The following is a 20,023-nucleotide window of genomic DNA, read 5'->3' as shown; positions in this document are numbered from 1 at the left end:
GAATACGTTTAAAATTCAGGGAGGCATAGAATAAAGCGCTGTGCCCGGTTGCGCCAGCGCTTCGCACAAGAAAATCCCTCACTCAGGGGGCGAGACGATCGATTTTCCAGCCCGCGCCTTCGCGCTGGTATAAAAAGCGGTCATGCAGGCGGTGTTCTCCGCCCTGCCAGAATTCCATCTGTTCAATCGAGACGCGAAAACCGCCCCAGAAACTCGGCAGCGGGATCTCCCCCTGCTGGAATTTCTGTTTGAGTTCAAGAAACTTACTCTCCAGCACGCCGCGTGCGGAAATGCGGCTCGACTGTTTCGAAACCCAGGCGCCAATCTGGCTGTCGCGGGGGCGGCTGTGGAAATACTTCATCACGTCAAGCGTAGAGAGACGCTCCGCTTTTCCGATAACCATCACCTGACGCTCCAGCATATGCCAGGGAAACAGCAGGCTCACGCGCGGGTTGTGTTCAATATGATGCGCTTTACGACTGCCAAGGTTGGTGTAAAAAACCATGCCTTTTTCGTCGTAATGCTTAAGCAGGACGATGCGCTGGTAAGGTTGGCCGGTTTCATCTACGGTGGCGACCACCATGGCGGTCGGGTCGGCAAGCTGCGCTTCGCAGGCCTGGGCAAGCCAGCGTTCAAACAGAGGAAGCGGTTGGTCGGCGAGGTCGCGGCGGCGCAACCCGCCTTTGGTGTATTCGCGGCGCAAATGCGCAATCTTTTGCAGAGAATCGTTATCAGACATGGCGTTACTAAACGTAATCGTTGGGTAGAGCTATTGTGCGCTCCACCCGGTTAAATCTCAACGCCTGGGATTTTGCAACTGGCAATTATGCAGCACAACGCGATCTTTTTCGTAAACGTCCGCCGTATCGCCCTTCGACCAGAAAACGTAAATGCCGTCGGTATAACGCGCGCCAGAGGCGGAGAGCCCCTGCTTGAGGCGCAAGGATTTATCGTTATAGATAAAGCTCACTTCCTGGCGAGTGTTATTGAGCGAAACGGTCAGCGGCTTTTCATCGCACTGGTATTCAAGCTTATCCGTGTGCATACGCTCAACCATATTGTTGTAATAACTACAGCCGGCAAGAAGCGAGGGAAGTAAAACAACAAGCAGTTTTTTCATGGGGCTATCCTGATGACTTTCTTTTTACTTAGGGAAGCGGTATTCATCCTGTTTCAAAGGCAGTCTATCGGCTTCACCCCATGGGGTGAGTCGGCTAAATCCGATTCTGAAGCGGGTTTGCGGGGAAAATGGCGCCCAGCACGCTTGCCTGCGAAGCGCCGGTGACCGACGGCAGGTTGCCTGGCAATCCGGAAAGCGTGCGAAAAGCAAGCCAGGCAAAAGCCAGCGCTTCCATATCATCGCCGCTGATGCCCATCTCATCGGTAGTCGCAACCTCAATGCCTGGCAGCAGCCCAGCCAGTCGGTTCATCAGCAGCGGATTTCGCCCGCCGCCGCCGCACACCAGCAGCCTTTCCCCCCCGCCGCTTAACAGCACTTGCTCAGCAATGGTGGTGGCCGTTAATTCCGCAAGCGTTGCCTGCACATCCTGCGCCGCCAGGCCGGGGAAGTGCGTCAGTTGCCGTTCAAGCCAGCCGTAGTTGAAGTATTCACGTCCGGTGCTCTTGGGCGCAGGCTGCGCGAAGTAAGGATCGCTGAGCATATGCTGAAGCAGCGGAATTATCACTTTGCCGCAGCTTGCCCACTGGGCGTCTTTATCATAGGCCTGCCCGCGCTGGCGCCAGATCCAGGCGTCCATCAGCATATTGCCGGGACCGGTGTCATAACCGCGCACGGGTTGATCGGGAAACAGCAGCGAGAGATTGGCGATACCGCCAATATTGAGCACCATGCGGCGCTCGACAGGATGCGCCAGCAGCGCGTGGTGAAAGGCGGGCACCAGCGGCGCGCCCTGCCCGCCCAGCGCGATGTCGCGGCGACGAAAATCGCCCACCACGGTTACGCCGGTGCGCGCCACAATCTGATTATTATCGCCGATTTGCAGCGTATGCGGCGCGTCGCCGCCCGGTTCATGCCAGACGGTCTGACCGTGGCAGCCGATAGCCATCACCTCTTCAGGTTTCAGCCTCTCCTGCGTCATTAACGCCTGCACCGCGTCGGCGAACAGTCTTCCCAGGCGCGTATCAAGCTGTCCCAGTTGCGAGAGCGTCAGCGTCTGGCCCTGACAGACGGCGAGAATATCCTGCTTAAGCGCGAGCGGGATAGGCCAGGTCAGGCTCGCCTGCTGGGCGACCATGCGTTCGTCGATCGCCGCCAGCACCACATCCACTCCGTCCAGGCTGGTGCCAGACATTACGCCAATATAGCGCCCCGATTTCATAGGCTTTCCTTAAAGGTTGACGGGTTGCCCGACCCGGCGTCAGGCAATTTGTTGTGTTAATGATAATTATTCACCTGAATGGCGCAATAAAAACGCGATGCAGTTTAAAAGGCGTTTACCCTGCGTTAAACCGGGTACTTTTACTATTTTTACATGGGAATGCATGAACAATATGAAACGTGGCCGTTTAATGCCATATAATTTAACTATCATGGATGCTCATCGGAGCATTGTTTGTAAACAGGAGATTTGCATGATTTCACGTGTGCTGGTGGTCTCGCTGGTGGGCTTAACGCTGGCGGGTTGTGTTAATAATGATAGCCTTTCAGGAGACGTTTATACCGCATCTGAAGCCAAGCAGGTGCAGAATGTCAGCTACGGCACCATCGTTAACGTGCGTCCGGTGAAAATTCAGGGCGGCGATGAGAACAACGTCATCGGCGCGCTTGGCGGCGCAGTGCTGGGCGGTTTCCTCGGCAATACCGTCGGCGGCGGCTCCGGGCGTTCTCTCGCTACCGCAGCAGGCGCAGTAGCGGGCGGCGTCGCAGGCCAGGGCGTCCAGGGCGCGGTGAACAAAACCCAGGGCGTTGAGCTGGAAATCCGTAAAGATGACGGCAACACCATTATGGTTGTGCAGAAACAGGGCGATACCCGCTTCTCTGCCGGCCAGCGTGTTGTCCTGGCCAGCAACGGCAGCCAGGTTACAGTCTCTCCCCGCTAAAATAAAAGCGACCTGCATGCAGGTCGCTTTTCTACGCATTAACCGCAAACCGAGGAACTATCCTCTCTCCTGAAGCTCGTTGATATTCTTCTCCAGACGACCAATCAGGTTCAACAACGTGTTGAGTTCCGCCTCACTGATGCCGGAGAGAATTTCGCCGCGCGTTTTACGGATCACATCTTCCATCTCTGTGATGATAGGCCGCGCTTTTTCCGTCAGCTTGATGCGTTTTGCTCGCCTGTCGCTTGCGCAGGTGTGACGGGAGATCAGTCCCTTTTCTTCGAGCTGATCGAGCGTGCGCACCAGCGATGGCTGCTCAATGCCGATCGCTTTGGCGAGCTGTATTTGCGACTGGTCAGGCGGCAGCTCATGAATGTTATGCAGCGTGACCCAGTGCGTTTGCGTGAGTTCCAGAGGTTTGAGGCGATGGTCAATCAGAGCACGCCAGATGCGCACTAACCGTGCCAGATCAGAACCTAATGGCGATTCCAATTTCATCTCCTTATAATTAGCTTGCTAAGTTATTGTACTGATTTTAGACTAGTGTGCAGCATTTATATAACTAAAACAAATGTCTTACTTTTGCGACTATCGCAGCGGCAATTATAATCAATCTATATCAGATGAACGAAGCCGCCACCCCGAATCGCTGCTCAAAGGATTATCAACCGTGTCGTGGTCTTTTCTCGCATCAGGCATGCCCCTCCAGGATTTAGTCGCAGGCGCATCCGTCTATTTTCCTCCCCTTTTCAAAGCGGTCATTATCGGCTTTTTTATCTGGCTCGCGCTTCATCACCTCTTGCGCGACTGGATGTATTCCGGGGAAATCTGGCACCCCACGTTAATGGACTTATCGCTTTTTACCCTTTCCGTCAGCCTTGGGCTGCTGATCCTGCTAGTGTGGTAAACCATGCGCCTGAAAACGTTAAAATATTTCTCGACGCTGATTGTCTTTGCCGCCGCGCTGACGGCCGGTTGGCTACTCTGGACTTATTACATGCAGTCGCCCTGGACGCGAGACGGTAAGGTTCGTGCGGAACAGGTTAATATTACGCCGCAAGTTTCCGGCACGCTGACGCGCCTTGCGGTGCGGGATAACCAGTTGGTGAAAGCAGGCAGCGTGCTTTTTACTATAGACGAAACGCCGTACCGTATTTCTGTTTTGAACGCGCAGGCCCAACTTGCCCGCGCCAGTTCGGAGGTTGCGAAAGCGCATTCAGAGGTCGCGAAAGCCAATAACGAGGCGAACCGCCGTCGCCATCTGCCACGCAATTATATTTCTGCCGAAGATCTCGATACCGCGAATATCAGCGTGGAAGCCGCGCAGGCAAGCCTCGAGGCGGCAGAAGCGGATCTGAAAGCGGCGCAGGCGGCGCTTGAACAGGCGAACTGGCAGCTTTCGCAAACGACCGTAAAAGCGCCGGTGGACGGCTGGGTCACTAATCTATCAAGTCGCGCAGGTAACTACGCCACCGCCGGGCAGCCGGTTTTCGCGCTGGTCGACAGCCGCTCCTTCTATGTGGTGGGCTACTTCGAAGAGACCAAGCTTCGTCATATTCGACCCGGTATTCCCGCTCGCGTGACGCTCTACAGCGGCCATCAGCAGTTGACCGGCAAGGTGGACAGCATCGGGCGCGCCATTTACGACCAGAGCGTGGAGAGCGACAGCGGGCTGGTCGCGGATATCAAACCCAACGTGCCCTGGGTGCGACTGGCGCAGCGGGTGCCCGTTCGCATCGCGCTCGATCCCGTGCCAAACGAATTGACGCTGGTTTCCGGCACCACCTGCACCGTTTCCCTCGGGCCGTAGCGCCATGAAGCCCGACTGGCTTGCCTTGCGAAACACACCCTGGGGGAAAGCCAACCCCGGCCAGTGGCGTTATGCGCTGCGTAACAGCATTGCAATGTGTCTGGCGCTCACTATCGCTTACGTTCTTGAGCTTGATGAGCCTTACTGGGCGATGACTTCCGCCGCCGTAGTCAGTTTCCCAACCGTCGGCAGCGTAATAAGCAAAAGTCTCGGACGTATCGCAGGCAGCCTGCTGGGCGCCGCCGCTTCGCTTATGATTGCCGGACACACGCTGAACGACCCTTGGTTTTTTACCTTCGCCATGGCGGCCTGGCTTGCGTTCTGTACCTGGGCCGCCAGCCAGTTTCTTAACAACGCCGCCTACGCCTTTCAACTTGCGGGCTATACCGCCGCCATCATCGCCTTTCCACTGGTCAACACGGTAGAGACAACGCAACTGTGGGATATCGCTCAGGCCCGCGTTTGCGAGGTTATCGTCGGTATTTTGTGCGGCGGCTTTATGATGATGCTGTTGCCCGGCAACTCCGATGGCTCGACGCTACTGACGGCGCTGAGAACTATGCAGACGCGGCTGCTGGAGCACGCCAGCCTCCTCTGGCAGCAGGAGACGACGGATAACATTCGCACCGCCCATGAAGGGCTTATCGGCCAAATCCTCACGCTTAACCTGTTGCGGATTCAGGCCTTCTGGAGCCATTACCGGTTCCGGCGGCATAACATGTTGCTTAATTACCTGCTGCACCAGCAGTTAAGACTGACCAGTCTTATCTCCGGCTTGCGCAGGCTGCTGTTGAACTGGCCTGATGCGCCGCCGTCTCTCTGGCCGCAATTGCAGACGTTGCTGCAGGCGCTGGCGCGACCGGGCGCGAGTAAATACAGCGTGTCGAAGATCCTCGCGCAGTGTTATCCCACCAACGCCGATGATTTTCGCCATCAGGCTTTCTGGCACCGGCTGCGCCATTTTTGCTGGGTGTATCTCGACAGCGCTCGCTGGCTGCATGAAGTGGAGGATCACGCGCCGGAACGCGTCGCCTCGCCTCCCGCCGCCCCCGCTTTCGCCCGGCACGCGGATAACATTGAAGCGTTGTGGAGCGCGTTGCGCACCTTTTGCGTGATTACGCTTCTCGGCGCATGGTGCATCAACACGCAGTGGGAATCTGGCGGCAGCGGCGCGCTGACGCTTGCGGCCATCAGCAGCGTGCTCTATTCCGCCTCGCCATCGCCGCACAACTCTTTGATGCTGCTGCTGCGCACGCTGGCGCTGCTCTCTCTTTTTAGCTTTGTGGTGAAATTTGGCCTGATGGTGCAGATAACCGACCTGTGGCAATTTTTGCTGTTTTTGCTGCCGCTGTTAACCACCATGCAGCTCATGAAGCTGCAACAGCCGAAGCTTGCCGGGCTGTGGGGACAACTGATCGTATTTATGGGCTCGTTTATCGCCGTAACCAACCCGCCCGTTTATGACTTCGCTGATTTTCTTAATGACAACGTGGCGAAAATCGTCGGCGTTGCGCTCTGCTGGGTCTCTTTTGCGGTGCTGCGGCCCGGCTCAGACCAGCGAAAAGGCCGTCGCCATATTCGCGCCTTGCGGCGCGGTTTTATCGACCAGTTAAGCCGCCACCCGGCCCAAAGCGAGAATGGCTTCGAATCGCTGGTGTATCACCATATCAGCCAGCTCAGCAACAGTAAGGAGGAGAGCGCGCGTCGCTGGCTGCTGCGCTGGGGCGTAGTCTTGCTTAACTGCTCGCATGTGGCGTGGCAATTACGCGGCTGGGAAGCCCGTTCGGACCCTTTATCACGCGTTCGCGATAACTGCATCGCAACGCTAAGAGATGTGATGAGCGAAAAAGGCGTTCAGCAAAAGCCGCTGGCGGTCGCGCTGAACGAACTTGAGCGGGTGTATACGGTGCTTGCGAAACATCATCAGCCGGATGCGCGACGGCTGGCGCAGCTTATCTGGCGGCTGTGGTGCTCGTTATCTCAACTGGAACAAGCGCCGCCGCCGAGCAACCCCAGCGACAGCGCCACGCGACTTACTTGATAACGCCGCAGGCGTAACGTTCGCCGCCGCCGCCCAGAGGTTTGGGATGATCGGACATGTTATCGCCGCCCACATGCACCATCAGCGCTTTATTTTTTATTTCATCCAGCGATTTAAGGCGCGGCGCGGTAACGGGCTCGGTCGCTTTGCCGTCATTATTAACCTGCAGCGCAGGCAGGTCGCCTAAATGACCCGGACCTTTAGGCCCAAGATGCTTACCGGTACTTTGCGGATCGTAATGGCCCCCCGCCGCTTCCGCCGCCGCAGGTTTGCCCTCCTTCATGGCGGGTTCGCAAGAGCCTTTGGCGTGGATGTGAAAGCCATGGTCCCCGGGCGGCAAGGCCTTGAGGTCGGGGGCAAACTCCAGCCCGTTATCGGTTTCGCTGATTTTTACCGTGCCGATGGACTGACCAATCCCCTGAGGAGTGACGAGGTTCATTTCTACTTCTTCACTTGCCGCCTGGGCCGCGCCGCAGGCGAGCAGTGCCAACATTGCCAGACTAAAACGCTTCATGTTGCCTCCTGATCGGTTTTCTCGCTGGTAAGTCTATACCAGAGAGGGAGTTTTCACCGGGAGGCAATCTCTTTTCAGCATTAAGGCACGTCGTAACCGAGCGCCGCTTTACGGATGCGGAACCACTGCTGGCGCGTCATATCGAGCGAAAGCGCCGGAATGGCGGCGCGCACGCGCTCAATCTTACCGGAGCCGATTATCGGCAGCGGCTGGGACGGCAGACGCATAACCCAGGCGTAAACCACCTGTTCAATCGTTTCCGCGCCCAGTTCCTGCGCCACGTTCTGCAGCTCGTCACGCAGCGGCTGGAAGGCGGCGTCGTTAAACAGGCGTCCGCCGCCAAGGCAGGACCAGGCCATCGGACGAATGCGCAGTTGCTGGAGCTGGTCCAGCGTGCCGTCCAGCAGCAGCGGCTGGTGGACTGGTGAAATTTCCACCTGGTTGGTGGCAAGCGTAAACGGCAGGCGCGATTGCAGCAGCATAAACTGCGCAGGAGTAAAGTTGGATACGCCGAAGTGGCGTACTTTGCCGCTCTGATGCAGCGCGAGAAAGGCTTCCGCCACTTCGTCGGCATCCATCAGCGGGTCGGGACGGTGAATAAGCAGCAGGTCCAGAGAGTCGGTGGCCAGGTTTTTCAACGAGGTCTCAGCGCTGCGCAGGATATGCTCACGGCTGGTGATATAGTGCCCGAGGGTGTTTTCTTCCTTCGCCGTCGTGGCTATCCCGCATTTGGTGACGATTTCCATACGTTGGCGCAGGTGCGGCGCCAGACGGAGCGCTTCGCCAAAGGCGGCTTCGCACTGATAGCCGCCATAGATATCCGCGTGATCAACCGTGGTGATGCCTAAATCAAGGTGCGCTTCAATGAAGCTGACCAGCTCGCGGGCGGAGAATTTCCAGTCCATCAACCGCCAGTAGCCCATCACCAGGCGGGAGAACTCCGGCCCCTGTGGCGCAAGGGTAATACGTTGAACCATCTCTCTTTTCCTCGGGATAAAATAAACACTGCGCCGGAGTATACGATAGTCGCAAGATTAAAACAGTGAAGGCTGCTGGGGTTCTTCGGGCGGCTCGGGTTTAGCCGCGCGCAGCTTACGCAGCAGGCGCTGGCGGCACAACCGCAGTACTTCCTGCTTTTGCGCGTCGCTCATCGTCTGCCAGTTAAAACGCTCATCCCGACTGCGCTGGCAACCGCGGCAGAACCCGCGCTCGTCGCTCTGGCAAATACCGCGACAAGGGCTGGGAACGGGGAAAAATTCAAGCTGCTCGGCCACAACGGCTCCTCATTAACAGAGTTGCTACAATTGAAGCCTCTCTTTTGTACGCTTGCAAGCCTGTAGCGGGTAAAGTGCGCGTTTGCACCACCGCCTTCCTTTTATTAAGCGCCGCAAAGCGTGACAACGTCACCTGTTGCGGACCATTGATTTATTGATGCAGGCTTGCATTAGACCGAATGGTCTAGTACGGTAATGCCCATGAAAACGCATGACACTGATACCCGCGAACACCTTCTTGCTACCGGCGAGCAGCTATGCCTGCAGCGCGGTTTTACCGGCATGGGGCTGAGCGAACTGTTGAAAACCGCAGGCGTGCCGAAGGGCTCGTTCTACCACTACTTTCGCTCTAAAGAGGCGTTTGGGGTAGCGATGCTGGAGCGGCACTACGCGCATTATCATGAACGGCTGCGCCTACATTTCGACCGCGCGGATCGCACCTGCCGGGAGAAGATCCTCGACTGGTATCAGGAGACGCTGCGTCAGTACTGTCATCAGGGCATTATTAGCGGCTGTCTGACCGTAAAACTGTCGGCGGAAGTATGCGATTTATCAGAAGATATGCGCAGCGCGCTGGATAAAGGCGCCGCCCAGGTTATCGCGCTTCTCGCGCAGACCCTTGAGCGCGGAATGGCGGAAAAAAGCCTCAACGGCGCGAATGATGCGCAAACGCAGGCGCAGGTGCTGTATGTCTTGTGGCTCGGCGCCAGCCTGCAGGCCAAGATTTCCCGCAGCGGCGTGCCGCTGGAAAGCACGTTAAAACATGTAGAACAGATTCTTTGAGCGCCCGCTCAGGCAGGCGCTTTTTATTTCCCTTGTTACTAGACGACCGGTCTACTCAGGAGACATTATGCCGTCCGAAAAACTGTTTACCCCGCTTAAAGTGGGCGCTGTTACCGTACCAAACCGCGTCTTTATGGCGCCGTTGACCCGTCTGCGCAGCATCGAGCCAGGCGATATTCCTACCGCAATGATGGTGGAGTATTACCGCCAGCGCGCCAGCTCCGGTCTTATCATCAGCGAAGCGACGCAGGTTTCCGCTCAGGCGAAAGGTTATGCGGGGGCTCCAGGTCTGCACAGCGATGAGCAGGTTGCGGCATGGAAAAAAATCACTGCGGCGGTACATGAAAAAGCAGGCCACATCGCCGTACAGCTCTGGCACACCGGCCGCATTTCCCACAGCAGCCTGCAGCCTGGCGGCGAAGCGCCGGTGGCTCCGTCCGCTATCAACTCCGGCACGCGTACTTCTCTGCGTGATGAAAACGGCAAAGCTATCCGCGTAGACACTACGACGCCGCGCGCGCTGGAAACGCACGAAATTCCGGGCATTGTCGACGATTTCCGCAAGGCGGTAGGCAACGCGCGCGACGCCGGTTTCGATCTGGTCGAGCTGCACTCCGCTCACGGCTACTTGCTGCACCAGTTCCTCTCCCCGAGCGCCAACCAGCGTACCGACCAGTATGGCGGCAGCGTAGAAAACCGCGCGCGTCTGGTGCTGGAAGTGATCGACGCGGTCAGCAAAGAGTGGAGCGCCGATCGCATCGGCATTCGCCTGTCGCCTGTCGGCACGTTCCAGAATGTCGATAACGGCCCGGATGAAGAAGCGGATGCGCTTTACCTGATTGAAGAGCTCAACAAACGCGGCATCGCCTATCTGCACCTGTCCGAGCCGGACTGGGCGGGCGGCGCGCCTTACAGCGATGAGTTCCGCCAGAAAGTGCGCGAGCGCTTTGACGGCGCGATTATCGGCGCTGGCGCTTATACCCGTGAAAAAGCCGAAGCGCTGATCGAAAAAGGATTAATTGACGCCGTGGCTTTTGGCCGCGACTACATTGCGAACCCGGACCTGGTAGAACGCCTGCGCAAAAAAGCAGCGCTCAACCCGCAGCGCCCCGAATCCTTCTACGGCGGCGGCGCGGAAGGCTACATCGATTACCCGACACTTTAATCCCTTCATTGATAGCGGCGTTCTTTCGCCGCTATACTCATAACAGTGATTTAACAAACCACGACTTACATTTCATAGATTTAAGAGGACATTATGCGCTTACTTCACACCATGCTGCGCGTCGGCGATCTGCAACGCTCTATTGATTTCTACACCAACGTGCTGGGCATGAAGCTGCTGCGCACCAGCGAAAACCCGGAATATAAATATTCTCTGGCGTTTGTCGGTTATGGCCCGGAGAGCGAAGAAGCGGTTATCGAACTGACCTACAACTGGGGCGTGGAGAGCTATGAGCTCGGCACCGCTTACGGCCACATCGCCATTAGCGTGGAAAACGCGGCGCAAGCCTGCGAGCGCATTCGCAACAACGGCGGCAACGTGACGCGTGAAGCGGGCCCGGTAAAAGGCGGCACTACCGTTATCGCGTTTGTGGAAGATCCGGACGGCTATAAGATTGAGCTTATCGAAGAAAAAGACGCCGGTCGCGGCCTCGGCAACTGATCCTTCCTGGCGGGCCTTCGCGCCCGCCCTGCTGCATCCCGTCCCGAAATTTGCCATAATACGCGCTGCTTCAACTCCCCATTATATGAGACCCTGATGTCCGATACCCCGCAACTTGCAGGTCTGTGCGACCGTTTTCGAGGCTTTTACCCCGTCGTCATCGATGTGGAGACTGCCGGATTTAATGCCAAAACCGATGCGCTGCTGGAAATTGCCGCCGTCACCCTGAAGATGGACGAACAGGGCTGGCTCTCGCTGGATGAGACCCTTCACTTTCACGTCGAGCCTTTTGAAGGCGCTATTTTGCAGCCGGAAGCGTTGGCCTTTAACGGCATCGATCCGCACAATCCGCTACGCGGCGCCGTGAGCGAATATGACGCGCTGCACGCTATCTTTAAAATGGTGCGCAAGGGGATGAAGGAGAGCGACTGCAACCGGGCGATTATGGTGGCGCATAACGCGACGTTCGATCACAGCTTTATGATGGCGGCAGCGCAGCGCGCCTCCCTGAAACGCAACCCTTTTCATCCGTTCGTCACTTTTGACACGGCGGCGTTAAGCGGCCTGGCGCTGGGGCAGACGGTGCTGGCAAAAGCCTGCACCGCGGCGGGCCTTCCCTTCGATACCACCCAGGCGCACTCCGCGCTTTACGATACCGAGCAGACGGCGCTGCTGTTTTGTGAAATCGTTAACCGCTGGAAGCGGCTCGGCGGCTGGCCGTTGCCTGCGGCTGAAGACACGCCATAAAAAAAGCGACCCGGTGGGTCGCTTTTTTATTACATCGGCTTATTCAGCATCCGGCGTTTCAGATTTGTACTTCGCCGCGGTTTCTTTAATGAGCTGCTGCAGCTCGCCGCGCTGATACATTTCGATAACGATATCGCAACCGCCGACCAATTCGCCATCTACCCACAGCTGCGGGAAGGTCGGCCAGTTAGCGTATTTCGGCAGCTCGGCGCGGATATCCGGGTTTTGCAGGATATCTACGTAAGCGAAGCGCTCGCCGCAGGCGGAAAGCGCCTGCACGGCCTGGGCGGAGAAGCCGCAGCTTGGCAGCTTCGGCGAACCTTTCATATAAAGCAGGATGGGGTTTTCGGCGATCTGGCGCTGAATTTTTTCAAGGGTTGTGCTCATTGTCTTGCTTCCTCAAGCTTCTTAACGGCAGGAGCTTTTCATTGTAACGGCCGGGCGCAGATTTTGCGCTGGCCGCCACGCCCGTAGCCGGGGTTAAACATTCATTAAGAATAACACTTTTATGCCGCCGATCGGCATACTATCTTTGCCGACAGCTCGCTTTACATACCGACAACGCGACGCGGGAAAGCGAAAAAATGCGCATTTTTTTTGCGCTTGATAACGAAACGTATCGATGACGGCAAATGGCTATTAACTTTTGTCATTTTTTTAGATTAGAATCGGCTGGTTTTTAAAAAATCATACGCGGGCACGATTGCCGCCATCATCAGGGGAATGCTCAGTGGCGCGGATTAATAAAATCACCATCACGCTCTGTGCTCTATTTTTTACCAGTCTGACACTGAGTCCGTTAACGCACGCTTCAGAAAACGCGCGTCCGTCGGCTATTCAAAAGGCGCACAGCGCTAAAACTAAGAAGAAAAGCAGCCAGATTAAGACCACCAGCAAGCAAAAATCCTCAGGCAAAACTTCCACTAAGCGCGTCGCCTCTTCTTCCAGCAAAAAAATCAAAGCGTCAGCATCCGGCAAAACACTTGCGCGGCGCGGTAAAATCTCCTCTTCTGACTTAACGCTGAAAGGCAAAAAAGCGCAGACGCTGGCCTACACCGAGCAGTGCACCAAACGCAAAGGCCATAAAAAACGCTGTGTGAAAGTTAAATCGGACCAGCCGACTACCATCGCCGCAGCGCATAAGCTTCGCGTGCAGAAAGCGCAAAAAACGGCGCTTACCAAGCTAATGGGCCAGATAGGCAAGCCTTACCGCTGGGGCGGCTCCTCGCCGCGCACCGGCTTCGATTGCAGCGGGCTTATCTACTACGCCTATAAAGATTTGGTGAAGTTCCGCATTCCGCGTACCGCTAATGAGATGTACCACCTGCGCGACGCCGCCCCGGTTGACCGAGGCGAGCTGGAGAGCGGCGATCTGGTCTTCTTCCGCACTCAGGGGCGCGGCACCGCCGATCACGTGGGCGTTTATGTCGGCAACGGCAAGTTTATCCAGTCTCCGCGCAGCGGTCGGGATATTCAGATAACTTCACTGAGCGAAGATTACTGGCAGCGTCACTATGTTGGCGCGCGTCGGGTGATGACGCCGCGTACCATCCGCTGAATTTTAAGCACAAAAAAAGGGAAGCCTGCGCTTCCCTTTTTTATTTATTCCGCCGCGAAGGCTTTTTCAGCATTGCGCCGTGAGGAGAAAAGGACCAGCAGCAGTCCCAGCGCGGCGATAATCGCCCCCATTAGCGGTACAACGCTGTAGCCAAGACCCGCCTGGATAACCGCGCCGCCTGCCGCCGCGCCCAGCGCGTTGCCGAGGTTAAACGCGCCGATGTTCACCGAAGAAGAAAGGCCCGGCGCTTCGCTCGCCACGCGCATTACGCGCATCTGCAACGGCGGCACTACGGCAAAGGTCGCCGCCCCCCAGATAACCATGCTTACCGCTGCGCCCACCTCGCTGCGCGCCAGCAGCGGGATAGCGGCCATAATCACAATCAGCAGCAGCAGGAATCCTTTAAGCGTGCCGTTCACCGAACGATCCGCCAGACGCCCGCCAAGGTAGTTGCCAATTGAGAAGCCTACGCCAATCAGCACCAGCATGCCGGTAATAAATGCAGGCGTAGCGTCGGTCACTTTATGCAGCACTGGCGCAATATAGGTGTAAAGCGTAAACATCGCGCCGGCGCCAAGCACCGTCGTCAGCAACGCGCTGACCACCTGCGGGCGCATCAGCACGGCCAGTTCGCTCTTAACATCGGGGCGCTCGCCCGCGCTGCCTTTCGGCAAGGAGAAAAAGAGGCTTATCATAGAGACGACGCCCAGCCCGGCCGTCGCCAGGAATGACATGCGCCAGCCGATAACTTCGCCAAGCCAGGTCGCCGCAGGCACGCCGCCGATGTTGGCGATAGTCAATCCCATAAACATGGTCGCCACCGCGCTCGCTTGCTTATGTTTCGGCACCACGCTTGCCGCCACGACGGAACCCAGCCCAAAGAAAGCGCCATGGTTGAGGCTGGTGAGGATGCGCGACGCCAACAGCGTGCCGTAATCCGGCGAAATGGCCGAGAGGACGTTGCCGACGGTAAAAATCGCCATCAGGAAGATAAGCGCGTTGCGGCGCGAGCGGTGCGAAAGCAGCAGCGTCATCAACGGCGCGCCAACCATCACCCCTATCGCATAGGCGCTAATCAACATGCCGGCGGCGGGTATAGACACATCAACGCCTTTCGCGATAACCGGCAGCAACCCCATCGGCGAGAACTCGGTGGTGCCGATACCAAAAGCGCCAATCGCCAGCGCCAGTAAAGGAAAATTAACTCTCATGCAAAACTCCAGACAAAACGAGAGAGCGTCAGCGGCTGTTGCGCAACTGACAAGAACGGAATGCCAATCAGCATGTCAGATATAGCTTTGGGACAGAAGTCACAAGAATCGCAAAAGATATTTGCGATTTTGTTAAGGGTGTAGCTTTTTTGTTATTTGCTAATGATTACCCGAACGGGCAATAAAAGAAAGGACAACGTGGGGATTTATAAGGAAAAATGATGAGGAGAGGGAAAGTTAACCCCTCTCCCGGCAAGCGAATCAGTGCATTACCGCCGTCAGCGCCGAAGCCACAATCAGACCCAGCACAACGACGGTGGTGACTAGCGAAAATTTCAGTTCGGTACTCATTTGTTCTCCTTTTTAACCCTACAAAAAGCGGGTGCGCTTCATTTTTACATAGTCGGACGCAAAAATCCTCTTTGATTTAGTCTGATATGCGTTTTCCCTCTTCCCCTTTTGCGCAAGATCGGCCAAAATTCTCGGCTAATTTATTATGTACCGGCCATTACCCCCCTCTCCTTCCAGCCGAACTGGCTTTTCCCGGCCTGATGCAACGTTTTCGTTGCCGCAAGGGGGTAGCGTAGGCAAACGTTTAACCAACGTTTTTTCAGGAAGTTAGGGCATGGTCTGGAGTGACAACTAATGGCAACAATTAAAGACGTCGCGAAGCGAGCAAACGTTTCCACTACAACCGTATCACATGTAATTAACAAAACCCGTTTTGTCGCGGAAGAGACGCGCAACGCGGTATGGGCGGCCATTAAAGAACTGCACTACTCGCCGAGCGCCGTGGCGCGCAGTCTTAAGGTTAACCACACCAAATCCATCGGTCTGCTCGCCACCAGCAGCGAAGCGCCCTATTTCGCAGAGATCATCGAAGCGGTGGAAAACAGCTGTTTCGCCAAGGGTTACACGCTGATTCTTGGCAACGCCCATAACAACCTGGAAAAACAGCGCGCTTACCTGTCGATGATGGCGCAAAAGCGCGTCGACGGTCTGCTGGTGATGTGCTCCGAATACCCGCAATCGCTGCTCAGCATGCTGGAAGAGTACCGTCACATTCCTATGGTGGTGATGGACTGGGGCGAGGCGAAAGCGGACTTCACCGACTCGGTAGTCGATAACGCCTTCCAGGGCGGATACATCGCCGGGCGCTATTTAATCGAACGCGGCCATCGCGAAATCGGCGTTATCCCGGGACCGCTTGAGCGCAACACCGGCGCAGGCCGCCTGGCGGGCTTTATGAAGGCGCTGAAGGAAGCGATGATCTCGATGCCGGAAAACTGGATTGTCCAGGGCGACTTCGAGCCGGAATCGGGCTATCGCGCCATGCAGCAGATGCTTTCGCAGCCGCACCGCCCCACCGCAGTCTTTTGCGGCGGCGATATCATGGCGATGGGCGCGATTTGCGCCGCCGACGAGATGGGGCTGCGCGTACCGCACGATATTTCTATTATTGGCTATGACAACGTGCGCAACGCCCGCTATTTCAGCCCGGCGCTGACCACTATTCACCAGCCGAAAGAGACCCTCGGCCAGACGGCGTTCAACATGCTGCTGGACCGTATTGTCAACAAGCGTGAAGAGTCGCAGACCATTGAAGTGCATCCGCGTCTGATTGAACGCCGCTCCGTGGCGGACGGTCCGTTCCGCGACTATCGCCGCTGATCCCTTCGGGGGCCGGCTAATCCGGCTCCCGCAACCACTCCCGATTCAACGTCTCGCTGTCTCCCAGATACGCCAGTAGCCACTGCAACGCTGGCGAGGCGTCGTTTTGCCGCCACGTCAGGCAGCAGGCAGCGTCCGGGAACGGGTTTTCCAGCGTCAGCGCTCGCCACTCGCCGCGCTTAAGCCACGGGCGCGCGAAATGCGAAGGCACCATGCCGACGCACAGACCCGCGCTCAGGCAATCCGCCGCCGAAGGCCAGTCCGGCACAATCACCCGACGCTGGTTATCCAGCAGCCAGGTAATGCGCTTGGGCAGCGAACGCGACGTATCCTCCAGCACCAGCGAGGGCCATTCGCGCAGCTGGTCGTCGCTAAGCGGCGCGTTCTGTTGCGCAAGGGGGTGCTGGCTTGCCACCACGCAATGCCAGCTCAACATGCCCATATCCCGAAACGCGTAGCGGCCGCCTACCGGAATCGCCTGCGTCGCGCCAATCGCCACCTCCACGCGTTCATCCGCCAGCGCGTCCCAGACGCCGTTGAAAACCTCCTGCGAAATTTTCAGTTCGACATCATTAAAATGCCGATAGAAATCCAGCACCAGCTGGCGGGTGCGTTCGGGGCGGACAATGTTATCGACAGCGATAGAAAGCTGCCCGCGCCAGCCGTTGGCTATTTGCTGGCACTGCTGACGCGTGATCATCATTTTTTTGATAACAGAGCGCCCTTCTTTTAAAAACCAGGCGCCGGCGGGCGTGAGCACTACGTCACGATGGCGGCGCTCGAAGAGTGGCACCGCCAGCCATTCCTCCAGTTGCCGCACCGTATAGCTCACGGCTGAGGGCACGCGGTGCAGCTCCTGCGCCGCCGCGCTGAAACTCCCGCTGCGAGCAACCGCATCAACCACTTCCAGAGAATATTCGGACCACATGTTATGCCTGCAAAATTTTTGAATGCAATCGCCAAATATTAGCGTTTCACATTGCAGGCTGCACTCTTTACACTCGCGGTCTTCGTTAAAGCGTCATAAGAGGAACTTATGCAACCCTCGAAAATTTTTCTTGTCTGGCTGGCCGGGCTTAGCGTGCTCGGCTTTCTGGCGACCGATATGTATCTGCCCGCTTTCGCCGCTATTCAGCAGGATCTGCAAACGCAGGCGGCGGCAATCAGCGCCTCCCTGAGCCTGTTTCTGGCGGGTTTCGCCGTGGCGCAGCTGATCTGGGGACCGCTTTCAGACCGCTTTGGCCGTCGTCCCGTTCTGCTGACGGGCCTCGCCATTTTCGCCGTCGGCTGCATAGGTATGCTGTGGGTGGAAAACGCGGCGGCGCTGCTGGCGTTGCGCTTCGTGCAGGCGGTAGGCGTGTGCGCCGCCGCGGTTATCTGGCAGGCGCTGGTCACGGATTACTACCCGGCGCACCGCGTTAATCGTATTTTCGCGACGATTATGCCGCTGGTGGGGCTTTCTCCGGCTCTGGCGCCGCTGCTGGGCAGTTGGCTGCTGAACCATTTCGAATGGCGGGCCATTTTCGTCGTACTGTTCGCCGTGACGCTGCTGCTGATGTTGCCAGCACTGCGCCTGCAGCCGCGAGTAAAACCTCATGCTGAGCCGCAGGCGGAAAAAATCCGCTTTGGCACCCTGCTGCGCTCATCCGCTTATCGCGGCAATGTGCTTATCTACGCCGCCTGCTCCGCCAGCTTTTTCGCCTGGCTGACCGGCTCACCCTTTATTCTTAGTGAAATGGGCTACAGCCCTGCTGTAATTGGCTTAAGTTATGTGCCGCAGACGATTGCCTTTCTTATCGGCGGCTATGGCTGCCGCGCTGCGCTGCAACGCTTGCCGGGCGCGCGGCTGCTGCCCTGGCTGCTGATAGCGTTTGCCCTGAGCGTGGCGGCGACCTGGGCGGTGGGGTTGTATGAAAACGCGACTCTGACGATGCTGCTCATTCCCTTCTGCCTGATGGCGATGGCGAATGGCGCTATCTATCCGATTGTCGTGGCGGCGGCGCTACAGCCGTTCCCACAGGCTACCGGTCGCGCGGCGGCGTTGCAGAATACGCTGCAACTGGGGCTCTGTTTTATCGCCAGTCTGCTGGTTTCCTGGCTGGTCGCCGCGCCGCTGCTTTCCACCACCAGCGTGATGTTAGCGACGGTGCTGCTGGTGGGCTGGGGCTATAAAATGCGGGGGCAAAAGAGGGCGGAAACTGAGCGACAACACGCGCCTTCTTCGTCACACGCATCATAACGGCATCGATAATGTCACATTTGTGTAATTAGGTTGCTAACAATATTCGGTTGAATCATCAGAATTTGCCGCCTATACTGATTCGCGGCTTTGCAATAAATCTCATAAATATTATGCAGTAACGGGAGCCGGAGCGCTCCCGTTTTGCTATGGAAGGCTTTTCTGGCAAGGGTATTCTCCCTTCCTCTGTTCTACGTCGGATATCAGGCACGCGGATTAGTCCGTGAGATTTCTCACAAGCCTCAAATTGCGACTACGCTGTTTGAAGGTTCTGATCACACAGGTGATGGAGAAGCTATGAGTTCATCGTGTATAGAAGAAGTCAGCATCCGGGACAATGAGTGGTATCGCATAGCAAGCGAAATGCTCAACCGGGCCGGCATAATCATTAACGGCCCCGCCCCCTCTGATATACAGGTTAAAAACCCCAATTTCTTTAAACGCGTTTTGCAGGAAGGTTCGCTGGGTCTTGGCGAAAGCTACATGGATGGCTGGTGGGAGTGCGAAAGACTCGACCAGTTCTTTACCAAAGTGCTGCGCGCCGGGCTGGAAAAACAGCTGCCCCACCATTTCAAAGATACGCTGCGCATTCTTGGCGCCCGCCTTGTTAACCTGCAGTCGAAAAAACGCGCCTGGATTGTCGGCAAAGAGCACTACGACCTCGGCAACGATCTCTTTACCCGCATGCTCGACCCGCACATGCAATATTCCTGCGGCTACTGGAAAGAAGCGGATAATCTCGTCGACGCCCAGAACAATAAGCTGAAGCTGATTTGCGACAAGCTGCAATTGCAGCCTGGGATGCGCCTGCTGGATATCGGCTGCGGGTGGGGCGGGCTGGCGGAGTTTGCCGCGCGTAATTACGGCGTTTCCGTGGTGGGCGTCACCATTTCCGCTGAACAGCAGAAAATGGCGCAGGCGCGCTGCCAGGGGCTGGATGTGACGATCCTGCTGCAGGATTATCGCGACCTGAACGATGCGTTTGACCGCATTGTGTCTGTCGGGATGTTCGAACATGTCGGCCCGAAAAATTACGCTACCTATTTTGACGTGGCCGACCGCAACCTCAAGCCGGACGGTATTTTCCTGCTGCATACTATTGGTTCGCGTAAAACCGATAACAATGTCGACCCGTGGATCGATAAATACATCTTCCCGAACGGCTGCCTGCCTTCCGTGCGGCAAATTGCCGACGCCAGCGAGCGCCATTTCGTGATGGAAGACTGGCATAATTTCGGCGCGGATTACGATAAGACCCTGATGGCCTGGCATGAGCGTTTCCTGAACGCCTGGCCGGAAATTGCAGATAACTATTCCGAGCGATTTAAGCGGATGTTCGTTTATTATCTGAACGCCTGCGCTGGCGCATTCCGCGCCCGGGATATTCAACTCTGGCAGGTGGTCTTCAGCCGCGGCATTGAAAACGGATTGCGCGTCCCCCGCTAAAAA

23 protein-coding genes are annotated in these 20,023 nt (G+C 56.8%); 12 read left to right on the top strand and 11 right to left on the bottom strand.

Features of this window, described 5'->3' with window-relative positions; all coding sequences use genetic code 11:
• Nucleotides 1-82: 82 nt before the first annotated feature.
• The 3 genes from pdxH to anmK form a co-directional block, all read right to left on the bottom strand.
• The gene (gene pdxH / locus ACU4F7_RS09740; protein ID WP_024557668.1) at nucleotides 83-739 is read right to left on the bottom strand and encodes a pyridoxamine 5'-phosphate oxidase; all 657 of its coding nucleotides are present in this window, start codon (nucleotides 737-739) and stop codon (nucleotides 83-85) included.
• 57 nt (nucleotides 740-796) lie between these two features.
• A complete protein-coding gene (gene mliC / locus ACU4F7_RS09735) occupies nucleotides 797-1,120 on the bottom strand; it encodes a C-type lysozyme inhibitor (protein WP_029592723.1) in 324 nt (107 codons plus the stop codon).
• A gap of 94 nt (nucleotides 1,121-1,214) precedes the next feature.
• Nucleotides 1,215-2,339 carry an anhydro-N-acetylmuramic acid kinase gene (anmK, locus tag ACU4F7_RS09730; protein WP_481638525.1) on the bottom strand — a complete coding sequence of 375 codons (1,125 nt, stop codon included), beginning with the start codon at nucleotides 2,337-2,339 and terminating at the stop codon, nucleotides 1,215-1,217.
• Between the two features lie 253 nt (nucleotides 2,340-2,592).
• Here anmK and slyB point away from each other — a divergent pair, with 253 nt between their 5' ends.
• Nucleotides 2,593-3,060 (top strand): outer membrane lipoprotein SlyB, encoded by a 468-nt coding sequence (gene slyB / locus ACU4F7_RS09725; RefSeq protein WP_029592721.1) that lies wholly within the window; start codon nucleotides 2,593-2,595, stop codon nucleotides 3,058-3,060.
• Nucleotides 3,061-3,117: 57 nt separating this feature from the next.
• On the opposite strand, the gene slyA is transcribed toward slyB, so the two are convergent.
• Nucleotides 3,118-3,558, bottom strand: a complete 441-nt coding sequence (gene slyA / locus ACU4F7_RS09720; RefSeq protein ID WP_029592720.1) for a transcriptional regulator SlyA — start codon at nucleotides 3,556-3,558, stop codon at nucleotides 3,118-3,120.
• A 199-nt stretch (nucleotides 3,559-3,757) separates the two neighbouring features.
• Between slyA and ACU4F7_RS09715 the strand changes: the two genes are divergently transcribed.
• From ACU4F7_RS09715 to ACU4F7_RS09705, 3 genes are read left to right on the top strand one after another with little or no spacing between them, the layout of a single operon-like run.
• The gene (locus tag ACU4F7_RS09715) at nucleotides 3,758-3,967 is read left to right on the top strand and encodes a DUF1656 domain-containing protein (RefSeq protein WP_029697080.1); all 210 of its coding nucleotides are present in this window, start codon (nucleotides 3,758-3,760) and stop codon (nucleotides 3,965-3,967) included.
• A 3-nt stretch (nucleotides 3,968-3,970) separates the two neighbouring features.
• Entirely contained in the window at nucleotides 3,971-4,870 is a 900-nt protein-coding gene (locus ACU4F7_RS09710) for an efflux RND transporter periplasmic adaptor subunit (RefSeq protein ID WP_029592719.1), read from the top strand.
• 4 nt (nucleotides 4,871-4,874) lie between these two features.
• On the top strand, nucleotides 4,875-6,911 hold the full coding sequence (locus ACU4F7_RS09705; RefSeq protein ID WP_481638524.1) for an FUSC family protein: 2,037 nt from the start codon (nucleotides 4,875-4,877) through the stop codon (nucleotides 6,909-6,911).
• Here the strand turns inward: ACU4F7_RS09705 and sodC are convergent.
• From sodC to ACU4F7_RS09690, 3 genes are all read right to left on the bottom strand, one after another.
• The gene (sodC, locus tag ACU4F7_RS09700) at nucleotides 6,904-7,425 is read right to left on the bottom strand and encodes a superoxide dismutase [Cu-Zn] SodC (protein WP_481638523.1); all 522 of its coding nucleotides are present in this window, start codon (nucleotides 7,423-7,425) and stop codon (nucleotides 6,904-6,906) included. The genes ACU4F7_RS09705 and sodC overlap by 8 nt on opposite strands.
• Nucleotides 7,426-7,505: 80 nt before the next feature.
• On the bottom strand, nucleotides 7,506-8,402 hold the full coding sequence (locus ACU4F7_RS09695; RefSeq protein WP_029592716.1) for an aldo/keto reductase: 897 nt from the start codon (nucleotides 8,400-8,402) through the stop codon (nucleotides 7,506-7,508).
• A 57-nt stretch (nucleotides 8,403-8,459) separates the two neighbouring features.
• Nucleotides 8,460-8,699: a DUF1289 domain-containing protein gene (locus tag ACU4F7_RS09690; protein WP_029592715.1), complete on the bottom strand. Its 240-nt coding sequence runs from the start codon at nucleotides 8,697-8,699 to the stop codon at nucleotides 8,460-8,462.
• A gap of 201 nt (nucleotides 8,700-8,900) precedes the next feature.
• On the opposite strand from ACU4F7_RS09690, the gene ACU4F7_RS09685 reads away from it, so the two are divergent.
• The 4 genes from ACU4F7_RS09685 to rnt all read left to right on the top strand — a co-directional run bounded on the left by ACU4F7_RS09685 (nucleotide 8,901) and on the right by rnt (nucleotide 11,895).
• Nucleotides 8,901-9,482, top strand: a complete 582-nt coding sequence (locus tag ACU4F7_RS09685) for a TetR/AcrR family transcriptional regulator (protein WP_481638522.1) — start codon at nucleotides 8,901-8,903, stop codon at nucleotides 9,480-9,482.
• A gap of 67 nt (nucleotides 9,483-9,549) precedes the next feature.
• The gene (nemA, locus tag ACU4F7_RS09680; protein ID WP_029592713.1) at nucleotides 9,550-10,647 is read left to right on the top strand and encodes an alkene reductase; all 1,098 of its coding nucleotides are present in this window, start codon (nucleotides 9,550-9,552) and stop codon (nucleotides 10,645-10,647) included.
• A 93-nt stretch (nucleotides 10,648-10,740) separates the two neighbouring features.
• Nucleotides 10,741-11,148, top strand: coding sequence for a lactoylglutathione lyase (gene gloA / locus ACU4F7_RS09675; protein WP_029592712.1), 408 nt, complete (start codon nucleotides 10,741-10,743; stop codon nucleotides 11,146-11,148).
• Nucleotides 11,149-11,244: 96 nt separating this feature from the next.
• On the top strand, nucleotides 11,245-11,895 hold the full coding sequence (gene rnt / locus ACU4F7_RS09670) for a ribonuclease T (protein ID WP_029592711.1): 651 nt from the start codon (nucleotides 11,245-11,247) through the stop codon (nucleotides 11,893-11,895).
• Between the two features lie 39 nt (nucleotides 11,896-11,934).
• Here the strand turns inward: rnt and grxD are convergent, their stop codons facing one another.
• On the bottom strand, nucleotides 11,935-12,282 hold the full coding sequence (grxD, locus tag ACU4F7_RS09665; RefSeq protein WP_024557683.1) for a monothiol glutaredoxin 4: 348 nt from the start codon (nucleotides 12,280-12,282) through the stop codon (nucleotides 11,935-11,937).
• 343 nt (nucleotides 12,283-12,625) lie between these two features.
• Here grxD and ACU4F7_RS09660 point away from each other — a divergent pair, with 343 nt between their 5' ends.
• Nucleotides 12,626-13,453 (top strand): C40 family peptidase, encoded by an 828-nt coding sequence (locus ACU4F7_RS09660; RefSeq protein ID WP_481638521.1) that lies wholly within the window; start codon nucleotides 12,626-12,628, stop codon nucleotides 13,451-13,453.
• Nucleotides 13,454-13,497: 44 nt separating this feature from the next.
• Here the strand turns inward: ACU4F7_RS09660 and ACU4F7_RS09655 are convergent, their stop codons facing one another.
• Together ACU4F7_RS09655 and cydH are read right to left on the bottom strand one after the other, a co-directional pair.
• On the bottom strand, nucleotides 13,498-14,664 hold the full coding sequence (locus ACU4F7_RS09655) for an MFS transporter (protein ID WP_029592709.1): 1,167 nt from the start codon (nucleotides 14,662-14,664) through the stop codon (nucleotides 13,498-13,500).
• A gap of 261 nt (nucleotides 14,665-14,925) precedes the next feature.
• The gene (gene cydH / locus ACU4F7_RS09650; protein WP_034881826.1) at nucleotides 14,926-15,015 is read right to left on the bottom strand and encodes a cytochrome bd-I oxidase subunit CydH; all 90 of its coding nucleotides are present in this window, start codon (nucleotides 15,013-15,015) and stop codon (nucleotides 14,926-14,928) included.
• 294 nt (nucleotides 15,016-15,309) lie between these two features.
• Here cydH and purR point away from each other — a divergent pair, with 294 nt between their 5' ends.
• Entirely contained in the window at nucleotides 15,310-16,335 is a 1,026-nt protein-coding gene (purR, locus tag ACU4F7_RS09645; RefSeq protein ID WP_029592708.1) for an HTH-type transcriptional repressor PurR, read from the top strand.
• A gap of 16 nt (nucleotides 16,336-16,351) precedes the next feature.
• Here purR and punR read toward each other — a convergent pair whose 3' ends face one another.
• Nucleotides 16,352-17,263: a DNA-binding transcriptional activator PunR gene (gene punR / locus ACU4F7_RS09640; protein WP_029592707.1), complete on the bottom strand. Its 912-nt coding sequence runs from the start codon at nucleotides 17,261-17,263 to the stop codon at nucleotides 16,352-16,354.
• Nucleotides 17,264-17,371: 108 nt separating this feature from the next.
• Between punR and punC the strand changes: the two genes are divergently transcribed.
• Nucleotides 17,372-18,574, top strand: coding sequence for a purine nucleoside transporter PunC (punC, locus tag ACU4F7_RS09635; RefSeq protein ID WP_481638520.1), 1,203 nt, complete (start codon nucleotides 17,372-17,374; stop codon nucleotides 18,572-18,574).
• A gap of 297 nt (nucleotides 18,575-18,871) precedes the next feature.
• The gene (cfa, locus tag ACU4F7_RS09630) at nucleotides 18,872-20,020 is read left to right on the top strand and encodes a cyclopropane fatty acyl phospholipid synthase (RefSeq protein ID WP_029592705.1); all 1,149 of its coding nucleotides are present in this window, start codon (nucleotides 18,872-18,874) and stop codon (nucleotides 20,018-20,020) included.
• The last annotated feature ends 3 nt before the right edge of the window (nucleotides 20,021-20,023 follow it).

This window comes from Franconibacter pulveris (assembly GCF_056780215.1).
The sequence above is the reverse complement of the archived record's forward strand: the minus strand, read 5'-3'. Positions and strand labels throughout refer to the sequence as shown.

Excerpts from the sequence above, each read along its gene's own strand:
- gloA (WP_029592712.1), top strand. The coding sequence starts at position 10,741 with ATGCGCTTACTTCACACCATGCTGCGCGTCGGCGATCTGCAACGCTCT.
- ACU4F7_RS09655 (WP_029592709.1), bottom strand. The coding sequence starts at position 14,664 with ATGAGAGTTAATTTTCCTTTACTGGCGCTGGCGATTGGCGCTTTTGGT.
- ACU4F7_RS09685 (WP_481638522.1), top strand. The coding sequence starts at position 8,901 with ATGAAAACGCATGACACTGATACCCGCGAACACCTTCTTGCTACCGGC.
- slyB (WP_029592721.1), top strand. The coding sequence starts at position 2,593 with ATGATTTCACGTGTGCTGGTGGTCTCGCTGGTGGGCTTAACGCTGGCG.
- anmK (WP_481638525.1), bottom strand. The coding sequence starts at position 2,339 with ATGAAATCGGGGCGCTATATTGGCGTAATGTCTGGCACCAGCCTGGAC.
- sodC (WP_481638523.1), bottom strand. The coding sequence starts at position 7,425 with ATGAAGCGTTTTAGTCTGGCAATGTTGGCACTGCTCGCCTGCGGCGCG.
- ACU4F7_RS09710 (WP_029592719.1), top strand. The coding sequence starts at position 3,971 with ATGCGCCTGAAAACGTTAAAATATTTCTCGACGCTGATTGTCTTTGCC.
- nemA (WP_029592713.1), top strand. The coding sequence starts at position 9,550 with ATGCCGTCCGAAAAACTGTTTACCCCGCTTAAAGTGGGCGCTGTTACC.
- grxD (WP_024557683.1), bottom strand. The coding sequence starts at position 12,282 with ATGAGCACAACCCTTGAAAAAATTCAGCGCCAGATCGCCGAAAACCCC.
- mliC (WP_029592723.1), bottom strand. The coding sequence starts at position 1,120 with ATGAAAAAACTGCTTGTTGTTTTACTTCCCTCGCTTCTTGCCGGCTGT.
- cydH (WP_034881826.1), bottom strand. The coding sequence starts at position 15,015 with ATGAGTACCGAACTGAAATTTTCGCTAGTCACCACCGTCGTTGTGCTG.
- pdxH (WP_024557668.1), bottom strand. The coding sequence starts at position 739 with ATGTCTGATAACGATTCTCTGCAAAAGATTGCGCATTTGCGCCGCGAA.
- purR (WP_029592708.1), top strand. The coding sequence starts at position 15,310 with ATGGCAACAATTAAAGACGTCGCGAAGCGAGCAAACGTTTCCACTACA.
- cfa (WP_029592705.1), top strand. The coding sequence starts at position 18,872 with ATGAGTTCATCGTGTATAGAAGAAGTCAGCATCCGGGACAATGAGTGG.
- rnt (WP_029592711.1), top strand. The coding sequence starts at position 11,245 with ATGTCCGATACCCCGCAACTTGCAGGTCTGTGCGACCGTTTTCGAGGC.
- slyA (WP_029592720.1), bottom strand. The coding sequence starts at position 3,558 with ATGAAATTGGAATCGCCATTAGGTTCTGATCTGGCACGGTTAGTGCGC.
- ACU4F7_RS09695 (WP_029592716.1), bottom strand. The coding sequence starts at position 8,402 with ATGGTTCAACGTATTACCCTTGCGCCACAGGGGCCGGAGTTCTCCCGC.
- punR (WP_029592707.1), bottom strand. The coding sequence starts at position 17,263 with ATGTGGTCCGAATATTCTCTGGAAGTGGTTGATGCGGTTGCTCGCAGC.
- punC (WP_481638520.1), top strand. The coding sequence starts at position 17,372 with ATGCAACCCTCGAAAATTTTTCTTGTCTGGCTGGCCGGGCTTAGCGTG.
- ACU4F7_RS09715 (WP_029697080.1), top strand. The coding sequence starts at position 3,758 with ATGCCCCTCCAGGATTTAGTCGCAGGCGCATCCGTCTATTTTCCTCCC.
- ACU4F7_RS09705 (WP_481638524.1), top strand. The coding sequence starts at position 4,875 with ATGAAGCCCGACTGGCTTGCCTTGCGAAACACACCCTGGGGGAAAGCC.